The sequence below is a fragment of the Paenibacillus sp. 7541 genome (genome assembly GCF_002276395.1).
GTDB classification, from domain to species: Bacteria; Bacillota; Bacilli; order Paenibacillales; family Paenibacillaceae; genus Paenibacillus_AQ; species Paenibacillus_AQ campinasensis.
In genome coordinates this window covers 248,089-259,923 of the sequence record NZ_NQLZ01000005.1, presented here as the reverse complement: position 1 = coordinate 259,923, position 11,835 = coordinate 248,089, and the positions used below count along the sequence as shown (strand labels likewise).

Here is an 11,835-nt window from a genome sequence, read left to right as displayed (position 1 = left end):
CTGAACTGTCGCTTCCTAGCCAACAGCTTGCAGAGCCCGCTTTATGCATTGCATCATGCTCCCGGGTGCCATGTTCATGAACATCATCCACCGGACTCTCACCATCTCCGGCTCGCTAGAGGATCAATCAATTCACTACTTTCCCGTTCAACGCATGTTATTCAATTGCTTCGGATTGTTGCCAAATCCTTCATTAGGTAAACTGTAAAAGTTATAATACCTTAAACTTATCTTCACGTCAAATGTTGTATTTGTCAAGCTGGTCCAGAAAATTTCGCGACTTCAGCCGCAGTCCGAGCTGCGCATCCATCAAAGCCCGCATCGCCTGCTTCAGCTCCGTTTTGGTGCTGTCCTTGACATCCACATTGCCGAGCCGCCTGAGATCCAGCCTAGCAAACAGCCGCAGCAGCCCCAGCGTCCTGACCGAAATATTCATGGCCGGCGGGTCCAAATGCTTGCAGTGGCGGCACAGCACTCCGCCTAAATGGGGACTGAGCAGCATGTCCTCATCCGGTCTCGATTGACCGCATGATACGCACACCTCAAGCTCCGGACCATAGCCTGCCGTTTGAAGGATTTTCATCTCATACAGGTTGCTGATAACCTGAGGATCCTTCCCTTCCTCTAACGACATCAGACAAGCTTTCAGCTGATGAAACCAAAAAGCGCCCGTCTCCTCATCCTGCAGCACACGGTCCAGAAGCTCACAGGCATAAGAAGCATAGGCCGCTTTGATCAGATCTTCACGCAGGGAATGATGAGACTCGATAATTTCCCCGGCGTTCAAGGTACCAAGTCCCGTTCCGTTGCGAAAGAATACGTACTCGCCATAAGTAAACAGCTGCGTCAGGGCTGCGTGCCGGCTCTTCACCTTCTTCGCTCCCCTGACCAGCACGCCTACCTTCCCCCACTTTTCGGTACAAAGCGTAATGATTTTGTTCCCTTCACCGTAGTCCATGCTGCGGATGACAATCCCTTCCGCCCGATATAGCATGTTTCTTCCCCCAACCATTCCTGAAGCAACCAGTGGTTATTCGTCTTCTTCATCCGGGACCGCCTCTTCATTTGCGAACGCCGCTGCAAGCTCCGGCTCTGAACCGGCTACTTCTTTATACAGCAAATAAGCATCGACATCTCCAGTCATCGTAAAATACTTCCACGAAAAATCTCGCATTCGTATTCATCCTTTCTTCGGAAATGACGTCTGCATCTTCGAAAATAGGATGTGCGTCCGGCGCAAATTTATGAAATGCAATTGTTGGCAGGCTCATGCTTCGCCCGATAGCCCCGGTGGATGATCGGATTCTTATTGTCCCTTATGAAAACCGAGATCGCGAAGAACCCGTTCCTGATTGCGCCAGTCTTTTTTAACTTTCACCCACAGCTCCAAAAAGATTTTGGAACCGAGCAAACGCTCGATATCCTCTCTCGCCTGCTTGCCTACCTGTTTCAGCAGAGCGCCCTGCTTGCCGATAATGATCCCTTTCTGGGAATCCCGCTCCACATAAATGACAGCTGAAATGTACACCGTTCCATTCTCCTGGGCACGCATATCTTCAATGGTGACCGCAATGGAGTGAGGCACCTCTTCCCGCGTCATGTGCAGGATCTTCTCACGAATAAGCTCGGCACATACGAACTGCTCCGGATGATCGGTAACCTGATCTTCAGGATAGTACTGCGGCCCATCCGGAAGATACTTTCGAATCTGATCAAGCAGCGTGCTGACATTGTTTCCGAGCATCGCCGAAATCGGGACAATCTCCGCAAAATCATGAAGTCCCCGGTATTCCTCAATCAGCGGCAGCAGCGCCGTGGGCTCGATTTTGTCAATTTTGTTCATCACCAGAATGACCGGCGTCCGAATCGATTTCAGCTGCTCGGCAATATAGCGGTCTCCGCCTCCAATGCCTTCCGAAGCATCCACCAGAAACAGCACGGCTTCGACCTCGCCGAGGGTGCTCAGCGCAGTCTGGTTCATGTAGTCCCCGAGCTTGGATTGACGTTTATGAATACCTGGCGTATCCAGGAATACGACCTGGTAATCCTCGGTTGTGTATACGCCGTGAATTTTGTTGCGCGTCGTCTGGGGCTTGTCCGACATAATGGCTATTTTCTGTCCGATGACCTGGTTCATCAACGTCGATTTGCCGACATTCGGCCTGCCGATAATGGCTACGAACCCCGATTTAAATGATTTGTTCTGCATAACATTCCTCCGCTATATTCCTGTGTCACTATTCCTGGTTGTTTTATTTCTCCAAATCCCAAGGCCCGAAAGCGCCCGGAAGCAATTCGCTGACCGTGGTCTCCTGAATATCTCCCTTCATATTGCCGAGAAATACCGGCATGTCCGGCTTGCACAGCTCCACCAGCACCTGGCGGCACACCCCGCAAGGCGCGCATGGGCCATCCGTATCACCGACAATCGCGATCGCCTGAAAGCTTCCAGGCTGGTGTCCGTCGGCTATGGCCCGGTGCAAAGCGGTTCGCTCCGCGCAGTTGGTCGGGCTGTAAGCTGCGTTCTCAACATTGCAACCCAAATGAACTCGACCCTCCGCATCCAGAAGCGCAGCGCCTACTCCGAATTTCGAATACGGAATATAGGCTCTGCTCCTTGCTTTAATCGCTTCCTGCATCAACATTCCCGCTTCGATCATGGATCGTTCCCCCTTCAAATAGGTAAAGCTGAATCAACCGGCTGCAACATTACAATAATGAACCGATCCAGCCTCTAATCGGCTCATAGAACACCCCAATGCCGATGCCAACTGCCACAATGGCGGCGACCAGCACCGCGCCTGCTGCGGTGTCCTTGGCGATCCGCGCATAAGGATGCACCTGCGGAGAGACCAGATCCACGACCGCTTCAATCGCCGTATTGATCAGCTCAGCGGTAAAGACCAGCCCTACGGCCAACAGCAGGAACAGCCAGCGGATCAGGTCTAACTGCAGCAAAGCTGCTGCAATGAATACCATCAATGCAGCAGCAGCGTGAATTTTCATATTGCGTTCGGTTTTGAAAGCATGCACGACGCCCGCAGCGGCATTGGCAAATGTCCGATACAACGAATGTCTGTGCGGCTTCACTATCTTGTCAGTCCCAGCGCTGCCAGAACCGCCTCTTGCTTGCCCATCATCTCCGCTTCGCTGGTCTCATCCTGATGATCATAGCCGAGCAGATGCAGGAAGCCGTGGACAAACAGGAAGCTCAGCTCGCGCTCCAGCGAATGCCCGTACTCCTCGCTTTGCTGCTTGGCTCGCGGAATCGAGATGACGATGTCACCGAGCGCATCCGGAACAGGCGCTTCCTCATCTTCTTCGTCCAGCTCGTATATAATCTCCAGCTCGTCGCCAGCCATTTCATGCATCGCAAAGGACAATACATCGGTCGGCCGATCGATGCCGCGATACTCCCGATTGAGCTCATGGATCTGCTCATCATCGACAAAGGTCAGATCGACCTCGCCCTCCGTGACGCCTTCGGATTCCGCAGCCTTTTGCAAAACCCGCTCCAGCATCACGATCCATTCCTCGGGTATCTCGTATAGTTCCTGCTCATTATTCCATACCAGCTTCAGGCTCATTCCTAAACGCTCCTTCTTTTGTCCTCTTCCGACGCGGATGGCGCCTCCCCATCCGGCCCAGCTTCCGCCTCAGCGGCAGCCGGCTTCGGATTCGGACGCTTCACTTCCTCCGGATATTCAATCCGGGAATGGAAGATGCCCATCACGGTTTCCTTTAATGTTTTTGCTATAATGTCCAGCTCTTTCATCGTCAGATCACAATCATTGAACTGATGGTCATCCAGGCGGCCTTTAATGATCTTCTCAATCATGGATTCTACCTGCTCCACCGTCGGCTTGCGAAGCGAGCGTACCGCAGCCTCAACGCTGTCGGCAATGCCCACGATCGCCGCTTCCTTCGACTGAGCCTTCGGCCCCGGATAACGGAAGTCATCCTCGGTGAAATCCGGTTCGACCCCCTGCTCTTCCGCCAGCCTCAGCGCCTTGTGATAGAAGTAATGCAGGAAGGTCGTGCCATGATGCTGCTCCGCGATGTCCCGAATCGGCTTCGGCAGCTTATATTCCTTCAGCATTTCCACCCCGTCCCTGGCGTGGGCCACAATGATGGATTTGCTGAGCTTCGGCTCAATCGAGTCGTGCGGATTCTCCATGTTGTTCTGATTCTCGATGAAATAAATCGGACGTTTTGTCTTCCCGATATCATGATAGAACGACCCGACTCTGCACAGCAGTCCGTCGGCTCCGATCGCCTCCGCAGCCGCCTCCGACAGATTGCCGACCATCACGCTGTGATGATACGTTCCCGGCGTCTCAGTCAGCAGCTTGCGCAGCAGCGGGTGATTCGGATTGGACAGTTCAACCAGCTTGAGGGCAGACAATATGCCGAAGGTCACTTCAAAGAACGGCATGAGCCCGATCACGAGGATGGCGGTCAGCAGCCCTCCGGCAAACGCAAACCCGAGTGAATACAGCGTCTCGGTTCCGGTCCATTCCCCGTCCTTGATCAGCAGCATCATAAAGACGGTCAGCGTGCCGAACAAAGACACCATGATTCCGCCTTTCAGCAGCGTAGAGCGCTGACTCGCCCGATGCAGCGAGAAGATCGCAACACAGGACGTGATCGCCGCGAACAGGCCGAAACGGAAATCAAATATCTCGCCCTGCTGGACGTTCAGAATGACACTGGCCAGAATGGTGAAAATAATGACATTGAAATAGGCCAATGACATCTCCAGCAGCAGCGTGAGCAGAATTGCACCTACAGCAACCGGAGCCAGGTATCCCACATAGGTCCGGCTGTCACTTTGCAGGTAGCCGGCCAAATGCATCGACACCAGTGTAATGACATAGATAAGCACCATCATCAGCAGCTGCGAGTTGTTGAACTTGAAATATCCAGCGTTGGATTGCCTGATGAACATGAAGATGCCGAGCGACAGCAGTATCGAGAATATCAGCAGCCCAAGCTCCGGCCAATAATTGACCTCATCCTTGAGCAGCCCGTTCTTCCCGAGCAGCTCATAAAGCTCTGGCGTAATCAGTTGTCCCCGCTCCACGAGAATATCGCCCTGCTTGATAAATACAGGCGGCGTATTCTCACGGGCTTCCACCTTCGCTTCCTTGGTCGCTTCCTCATCCATGAACTTGTTGGCGGTAATCGACACTCTCGCCAGCTCTTGAACGACCTCGCGCGCTGTCCGGTCGTCCAGCGAGCTGGTGCTGACCATTTCCGCCACCTTGGCCCGCGGCGTCTGCGCATCGGTCGTTTCATTCATCAGACTGGACACGATATCGCGAGCGACCACCTTCATCTGGCTGATATCCTCGGAATCCAGCCTAGGAATCTTAATGAAGGTCTCCTCCGGGATCCGGTAGGTCTGCTGTTCAATCACACGCAGCATTTCTTCCAGAAGCTCGGATGAATACGCATCATTTCCCCGGTTGGCGGACACGAAGTTTTTAACGAAGTCATCCACTCGCCGTGGAATTTCCTCGCGGTAGATGGAGATTTTGTCCTGGGTGGAAATATCCGTGTCCTGATTGAGCCGCTCGATCCGCTCCAGCAGCTGGGTAACCAGCACATCATTGCGCAGCGGCACGTATGTATAGATCGGCTGAACCCGCTCTGCGGCTTCCTCCTGCGCTTTCAGCGTAGCTTTGCTATCCTCGATTTGAATCGGGGCGGTGATGCTTTTCTCGCTGCGTGTTCCTACCTGAATATCATAGCGCTCGGGGAGCAGCTTGGAAGATAGACTGATATAAAAAATGAGCGCGAGCAGCAAAAACAGAATATAGCGTGTTGCCACGCTATATTTCCAGCCATTGTTTTTCGCCCGTATGGACTTGTCCGTCGATGGTTCTTTGGAGGCCATAGCGACAATCCCCTTTTTAATCTTGGTTTTCTGCAGCTTTATCATATGCAACGATTATTTTTTGTACCAAAGAGTGCCGTACAACATCCTGTTCAGCAAACCTTACAAATCCGACTTCCTCAATCCCGCTCAGCACAATCTGGGCTTCTACAAGACCTGATTTTTTGCCGCGCGGCAGGTCGATCTGGGTGACATCCCCGGTGATGACCATTTTCGAGCCGAATCCGAGCCTGGTCAGAAACATCTTCATCTGCTCCGGCGTCGTATTTTGCGCTTCATCCAAAATAATAAACGAATCATCAAGCGTCCGTCCACGCATATAAGCGAGCGGAGCAATTTCAATCAATCCACGTTCCAGCGCCTTGGCCACCTGGTCCGGTCCCATGACGTCATACAAAGCATCATATAGCGGCCTCAAATAAGGATCAACCTTCTCCTGCAGGTCTCCCGGAAGAAAGCCCAGGCTTTCTCCTGCTTCAACCGCTGGTCTGGTCAACACAATCCGTTTCACAGAACCTTCCTTGAGCGCAGCAACCGCCAGCACAACCGCCAAATAGGTTTTTCCCGTTCCGGCAGGACCTATTCCAAACACAACGTCCCGTTTCTTGATCGTCGTCACATAATGCTTCTGTCCGATCGTTTTGACCCGAATCGGCTTGCCTCTGTAAGTGGTTGTGATCTCACCCTTGAACAGATCAAGAAGCTGATCTGCCCGCAGATCCTTGGCAAGCTCGGCAGCATACAGCACATCGCGCTCGGTAAGTATATACCCGTTGCGGACAAGTTCAAGCAGCACCTCAAACAGCTGCTGCAGGCTCTCGACGTTGCGCTGATTGCCCCGAATGGTAATGACAGCCTCCCGCGAATCGATCGTGGCGGGAATTTCCTCTTCGATAATTTTCAGAAACGTATCCTGCGGTCCAAATAGGGACAGACCTTCTGACGCACTTTGAAGTAAAATTTGAATGCTGGTCTTTTGCTCTGACAAATAGCCTCATTCTCCTTGATTGTATACTATGGGAAGTTCTTTCGCGATGGTCTCTTCCACCTCGAAAAGCACTTTCATATAAACTTTACCATTCTCGTTCTTATCATGCAAAATTTTTTGGGTCACAAATCGCGAATCCGCCCCATATTTTGCTAAAATATCCCTTTTAGCTGCTTCGATCCCCTCGGTTCTGGCTTCCTCGGCGGTGATGGTCTGCTGTACCTCGGTCACCTCCATAATTTTCTCGGTCATCCATCCGAAAGGCAGTTGGCGTGTTCTCCACGTAAACGGGTCGTAGAAGGTCAGCATCTCGTGCTTGGCATAGGCGATATCCCCGTACCCCCACAACTGGATGGCGCGATCTCCCAGCACCAGGTAAGCCCGCTCCTTGTCTTGACCGGTGTATACCTTATGTTTTTTGACAAGGGGCACTTCGATGTCATATTCATGCCATACGAGCCCTCTGACCTCTCCCTTGGCCACCACGGTCTGCGAATTTTCCTCATCGCCCAGAACGCCTGATATGAGGATGTCGCCCTTCTTCACCCGGCTGTTGACCTGGACCTTGGGCAGACCCTTCTCGGCGTATATGCGGGTTACCACAGCATCTCTGGTGCTGATCAGATGTCGCGGGCTCATCAGCGGCGGCTTCTCGGGAATGTCCGCTTCTGCGATCTGGATTCGGATGCGGGTACCGGTGCGCTCAACGCCAACCCAGGACGCTTCGGGCAGCCGGGCTGTCATGTTCGTTGACAGCTTGTCCATCGGCTGAAGACGAAAAATCCACTGAAAAGGATAAACCCCCTCCTTCTGTGCAGCCGCCAGTATATCCTCATCAGCTATAGTCTCATTCCCCTCCACTTGAACATCCCATACCATCGAGCACAAGGCGGTTAACAGCGCAAAGAACAGTACAAGCCCGAGAGCAAAAGCTTTTCGCCTCCACAGATTGCGGGCGCGGAAGGGCAACCCGTTCCGCTCGATCACTTTCGTCCGGCAGCCTGTCCGCTTAAGAAGGGGACGGAGGCTCCAGAAATCCCGGAGAAGCAGCTTGATCTCCGCGGCATGCATTCCGGTCGGCTTGACATCCCAAACCGGGATTCCCGCCTCCGTCAACGCGTTGATAAACAATTCCACACGCTCTCCGCGGACGGCCAGTTTAAGATATCCCCGTACCGTTATCATTGTCGGAATATTCACGGTTTCTCCCCCGTTTCTGAATACTGAATATGATGAATGGTACCCATGACGGTCACTTCATGAGATTGAATCGCCTGAATCGAAAGACCGGCCCCTGAGATCTCCAACGACCCTTGCGACAAAGCAAGCACTAGCCGTTCATCGGAGAAATGGCGCACCCCGCGATGGTTCTCGATATGCAGCTCCTTATTGCCGATCAGCGTCAACCTTGGCAAATCGAACATCAGATCCTGGGGCAGATCCAGCACTTCTTGCATCAAATTTTGCAGCTTGCGGCTGATGCGGGACATATGAAGGCCTTCCTCCTTCCTGTACTGTAAATCCATATGCCGAACACCACCATTTTATGAGATCGAAGCTGCAAAAGGTTCCAGACGATGTGCCCATTCTGCTCCGCCTGTGCCAAGCAAGATCGTCCCCTGCCAATCGGGACTTGTAACAGGGCCTGTACATACAAAAAAACCGCCCTGTCACCATGTGACAAGGCGGTCGAGTCGGTCTGAAATGACCTCAGATTCAGCTTAAGCGGAAACTGCTGTATATTGACATACTGGCTGGGATTTTCAGATTCTAGCGGCGCCCGAGCGGCCGCTTTGCGCGAGACGGGCCCAAAATTTCTGCCCATACTATGCCGTTTCTGGCCTGCTCGGCAAGCTCGCTTCTACGGCTTCCGATCTGCTCATCCGTATCGGTAACCTCCAGAATCGTTTCCGGCACATCCAGACCAATCCGGTCCAGCTGGGAGTGAATGCGGTCCAGATCCGACTGCATCATCTGCATGCGGCGATCCATGCTGTCAGGCTCTCGGTGCATCCCCTGATGGCCCCGGTTGAGCTCCTCATTTTCCAGAGAATACCCGTTCCCGCGATCTTCCTCATACCCATCCTGCCCGGCATCTCCATAGGATGTTTCAGGATAAGCATCAGCCCTTCCTGAAGCCTCCCGATGCTCCCCTTCTCCTCCGTAGCCCGGCACGCGAGGGGATCTGTTCTCATTGCCCTTATTTCGCTTGCCGAGCGCTGATATCAGAAAGAAGGCGATAACCGCGACGATATAGATATTTTCAAGTATCCAACTCATGATATCGGCTCACCTCAGCTCTTTCATTATTTTTTGGAGCCGTTGTTGCCGGAGTTATCCGTGTTCTCACCCATTTTACCGAAGGAGCCTCTCATTTGAGTATCAGCTTCGATGTTCTTCAGATTCATGTAATCCATGACGCCAAGCTGTCCGCTGCGAAGCGCTTCAGCCATAGCCAGCGGCACCTGCGATTCGGATTCCACCACGCGCGCTCTCATTTCCACAACGCGAGCCTTCATCTCCTGCTCCTGGGCAACCGCCATTGCGCGACGCTCCTCGGCCTTCGCCTGAGCAATCCGCTTGTCGGCTTCCGCCTGTTCGGTCTGCAGGTATGCACCGATGTTCTTACCTACATCGACGTCCGCGATATCAATGGACAAGATTTCGAATGCCGTACCGGCATCCAGACCTTTAGACAATACGGTTCTGGAGATGAGATCCGGATTCTCCAGTACATCCTTGTGCGAGTCGCTGGAGCCGACCGTCGTAACGATCCCCTCGCCGACACGGGCAATAATCGTTTCTTCACCGGCACCACCGACGAGTCGATCGATGTTGGCGCGAACGGTTACGCGTGCTTTTACCTTAACTTCAATCCCGTCTCTCGCTACCGCAGCAACGACCGGCGTTTCGATAACGCGCGGGTTAACGCTCATCTGCACCGCCTGCAGCACGTCGCGTCCGGCCAAATCGATGGCAGCCGCACGTTCAAACTCCAGCGGAATGTTCGCACGCTGAGCTGCGATCAGAGCGTTGACTACCCGGTCAACGTTACCGCCCGCCAAGTAGTGACTTTCAAGCTGGTTAATGGTTAATCCAAGCCCTGCTTTTGTTGCCTTGATCAGCGGATTCACAATCCGGCTTGGCGTAACACGCCGCAAACGCATAGCAACAAGCGTAATAATCCCGATGCGCACGCCGGAAGCGAGCGCCGAAATCCAGAGCATCAGCGGGAAGAAGCTGAAGAATACGCTGAGCACAATGATCGCTAGAACCCCGATCAACAAAACTGTAACCAAAGACCCATCAAATTCCATTTAGTTCACCCTCCACATCAAGTTTAAATTCTTACCCGGGCCTTGCTGCCCGGCTTGGCTCTTTTAATACTACACAATTATGAGGCACAGTTCACCCTTTTTCTTCCTCAACCACAATTCTTGTCCCGTCGGTATGAACGACGCGAACGGACTTTCCGGCTTCAACATAGCCGCCAAGGGTGACCACATCAAGCCGACGCCCCTCCAGCTCCATCGTACCGGCAGGACGCAGTGGCGTAAGGCTGACGCCAATCTGACCGACCAAGGTGCCTCGCTCCTCGTTCGGAATGTAGCCCTGTTCCTTCGTCAAGCTATCCGACAGGATGAATTTTCGCCAAATGCCCCGCTCCTTAAACACTAAGGCAACCACGATCACGGCCACTAGCGCGCACGCAGCGGCAATGCCTAGAGACAGAGCGACATGCTTCGTGCTGTAAGCTGCCCGGACAACGCCCACGATAAGGCTAGCCGAACCGATGATGCCGAGAATGCCGAAGCTTGGGACGAACAGCTCCATCGCCAGCATCACAATCCCGATGATAAACAATAGCCAGGTCTCCCAGCCTGCAAATCCGGCTACGTAATTGCCGAAGAAATAGAGCACAAAGGCCGTAACGCCAAGGATTCCCGGCACACCGAAGCCCGGCACAATCACTTCAATGAGGACGCCTGCGATTCCGATAAAGAGCAGCAGTGTCATCACACCTGGATGTGTCAAGAACGAGGCCAGACGCTCAGAGAACGTCTGCTCCATGCGGAACACATCCTGAGTGGAGTAATCCATCCAGGTGATAACTTCCTCCGTGCTTGAAGCGATGGTGTCGGCATAGCCGAGCGTCAATGCTTCTTCTGCCGTTAACGATATAATTTCGCCCGGCGATTTGGTCTTCCCGATCTCTGGCATCTCTACCGTGATGTTAAGATCGGCCATGCCCTCGGCGATTTTGGGATCGCGCCCTGCAGCCTGGGCTGCGCTGGCCATCTTGCTTTTCCACCACGAGACCATCTTCGCGTCCTCTACCGGATTGCCCATCATATCGGCCATGTAGGCAGCGCCGATCATACTGCCGCGCGCCATGGCAATTTTGTCCGCGTTCAGCGCGATATAGCTGCCCGCCGATGCCGCATCGCCTGTAATGTAAGCGACAATCGGAATTGTGGTGCTCTGCATCAGTTCGGCGATCTCGCCTGCCGAGTCTACAAGTCCGCCCGGCGTATTGATCTCCAGTACGATCAGCCCGGCTTCCATCTGCTTGGCCTCGTTGAAGCCACGGACCATAAAGCTGGTCAATCCACGCTCAATCTGCTGGTCAACCGGAATGACATATACCGAGCCGATATTGGCGGCCGAGGCAGGCTTCAAAGGACCTATGTACACAATCGTAATCAAAGCCAGCAACAGCATGGCTGCGATTTGCCGTAAACGCATTCGTGATGACGCATGTTCAGCTTTCAATATCTTTCCCCCTCCCTTTTCATATAGTTTGACAGGTTCACCCACCACTCACAAGCATAATATGTGTTGCTTCCCCGGGATAAATGTATGTGGCAACTTCCCGCCTTATGGCATATATTACGGATTACATCCCTTTTCGTTTCAAAAAGATTACCCTGACATCACCCATTAAAAA

The 11,835-nt window shown here is 53.1% G+C and carries 13 protein-coding genes; all 13 read right to left on the bottom strand.

The genetic code is table 11. The features are described from left to right. Nucleotides 1-238: 238 nt before the first annotated feature. The 13 genes from recO to CHH75_RS03355 all read right to left on the bottom strand — a co-directional run bounded on the left by recO (nucleotide 239) and on the right by CHH75_RS03355 (nucleotide 11,633). A complete protein-coding gene (gene recO, locus CHH75_RS03415) occupies nucleotides 239-994 on the bottom strand; it encodes a DNA repair protein RecO (RefSeq protein ID WP_095397442.1) in 756 nt (251 codons plus the stop codon). A 36-nt stretch (nucleotides 995-1,030) separates the two neighbouring features. Then, nucleotides 1,031-1,174: a YqzL family protein gene (locus tag CHH75_RS03410; RefSeq protein WP_095263126.1), complete on the bottom strand. Its 144-nt coding sequence runs from the start codon at nucleotides 1,172-1,174 to the stop codon at nucleotides 1,031-1,033. Nucleotides 1,175-1,306: 132 nt separating this feature from the next. Beyond that, nucleotides 1,307-2,209 carry a GTPase Era gene (gene era, locus CHH75_RS03405; protein ID WP_095263125.1) on the bottom strand — a complete coding sequence of 301 codons (903 nt, stop codon included), beginning with the start codon at nucleotides 2,207-2,209 and terminating at the stop codon, nucleotides 1,307-1,309. A gap of 43 nt (nucleotides 2,210-2,252) precedes the next feature. Next, a complete protein-coding gene (cdd, locus tag CHH75_RS03400; protein WP_095263212.1) occupies nucleotides 2,253-2,657 on the bottom strand; it encodes a cytidine deaminase in 405 nt (134 codons plus the stop codon). Nucleotides 2,658-2,709: 52 nt separating this feature from the next. Further along, complete coding sequence (locus CHH75_RS03395; RefSeq protein ID WP_255222949.1) at nucleotides 2,710-3,069, bottom strand: diacylglycerol kinase family protein; 360 nt, start codon at nucleotides 3,067-3,069, stop codon at nucleotides 2,710-2,712. 20 nt (nucleotides 3,070-3,089) lie between these two features. Continuing rightward, on the bottom strand, nucleotides 3,090-3,587 hold the full coding sequence (gene ybeY / locus CHH75_RS03390; protein ID WP_095263123.1) for an rRNA maturation RNase YbeY: 498 nt from the start codon (nucleotides 3,585-3,587) through the stop codon (nucleotides 3,090-3,092). A 2-nt stretch (nucleotides 3,588-3,589) separates the two neighbouring features. Next, nucleotides 3,590-5,899 (bottom strand): HD family phosphohydrolase, encoded by a 2,310-nt coding sequence (locus tag CHH75_RS03385; RefSeq protein WP_095263122.1) that lies wholly within the window; start codon nucleotides 5,897-5,899, stop codon nucleotides 3,590-3,592. Between the two features lie 16 nt (nucleotides 5,900-5,915). Continuing rightward, nucleotides 5,916-6,887 (bottom strand): PhoH family protein, encoded by a 972-nt coding sequence (locus CHH75_RS03380; RefSeq protein WP_095263121.1) that lies wholly within the window; start codon nucleotides 6,885-6,887, stop codon nucleotides 5,916-5,918. Between the two features lie 6 nt (nucleotides 6,888-6,893). Continuing rightward, nucleotides 6,894-8,087, bottom strand: a complete 1,194-nt coding sequence (gene yqfD / locus CHH75_RS03375; protein ID WP_095263120.1) for a sporulation protein YqfD — start codon at nucleotides 8,085-8,087, stop codon at nucleotides 6,894-6,896. Further along, entirely contained in the window at nucleotides 8,084-8,377 is a 294-nt protein-coding gene (yqfC, locus tag CHH75_RS03370) for a sporulation protein YqfC (protein WP_095263119.1), read from the bottom strand. The genes yqfD and yqfC overlap by 4 nt, the downstream gene beginning before the upstream one ends. 280 nt (nucleotides 8,378-8,657) lie before the next feature. Beyond that, nucleotides 8,658-9,167, bottom strand: a complete 510-nt coding sequence (locus CHH75_RS03365; protein ID WP_095263118.1) for a hypothetical protein — start codon at nucleotides 9,165-9,167, stop codon at nucleotides 8,658-8,660. A gap of 26 nt (nucleotides 9,168-9,193) precedes the next feature. Continuing rightward, nucleotides 9,194-10,204 (bottom strand): flotillin-like protein FloA, encoded by a 1,011-nt coding sequence (floA, locus tag CHH75_RS03360; RefSeq protein ID WP_095263117.1) that lies wholly within the window; start codon nucleotides 10,202-10,204, stop codon nucleotides 9,194-9,196. Nucleotides 10,205-10,295: 91 nt separating this feature from the next. Next, nucleotides 10,296-11,633 carry an NfeD family protein gene (locus tag CHH75_RS03355; RefSeq protein WP_095263116.1) on the bottom strand — a complete coding sequence of 446 codons (1,338 nt, stop codon included), beginning with the start codon at nucleotides 11,631-11,633 and terminating at the stop codon, nucleotides 10,296-10,298. Nucleotides 11,634-11,835 lie beyond the last annotated feature (202 nt).

Excerpts from the sequence above, each read along its gene's own strand:
- recO (WP_095397442.1), bottom strand. The coding sequence starts at position 994 with ATGCTATATCGGGCGGAAGGGATTGTCATCCGCAGCATGGACTACGGT.
- CHH75_RS03410 (WP_095263126.1), bottom strand. The coding sequence starts at position 1,174 with ATGCGAGATTTTTCGTGGAAGTATTTTACGATGACTGGAGATGTCGAT.
- era (WP_095263125.1), bottom strand. The coding sequence starts at position 2,209 with ATGCAGAACAAATCATTTAAATCGGGGTTCGTAGCCATTATCGGCAGG.
- ybeY (WP_095263123.1), bottom strand. The coding sequence starts at position 3,587 with ATGAGCCTGAAGCTGGTATGGAATAATGAGCAGGAACTATACGAGATA.
- CHH75_RS03385 (WP_095263122.1), bottom strand. The coding sequence starts at position 5,899 with ATGGCCTCCAAAGAACCATCGACGGACAAGTCCATACGGGCGAAAAAC.
- yqfC (WP_095263119.1), bottom strand. The coding sequence starts at position 8,377 with ATGTCCCGCATCAGCCGCAAGCTGCAAAATTTGATGCAAGAAGTGCTG.
- CHH75_RS03365 (WP_095263118.1), bottom strand. The coding sequence starts at position 9,167 with ATGAGTTGGATACTTGAAAATATCTATATCGTCGCGGTTATCGCCTTC.
- floA (WP_095263117.1), bottom strand. The coding sequence starts at position 10,204 with ATGGAATTTGATGGGTCTTTGGTTACAGTTTTGTTGATCGGGGTTCTA.
- CHH75_RS03355 (WP_095263116.1), bottom strand. The coding sequence starts at position 11,633 with ATGCGTTTACGGCAAATCGCAGCCATGCTGTTGCTGGCTTTGATTACG.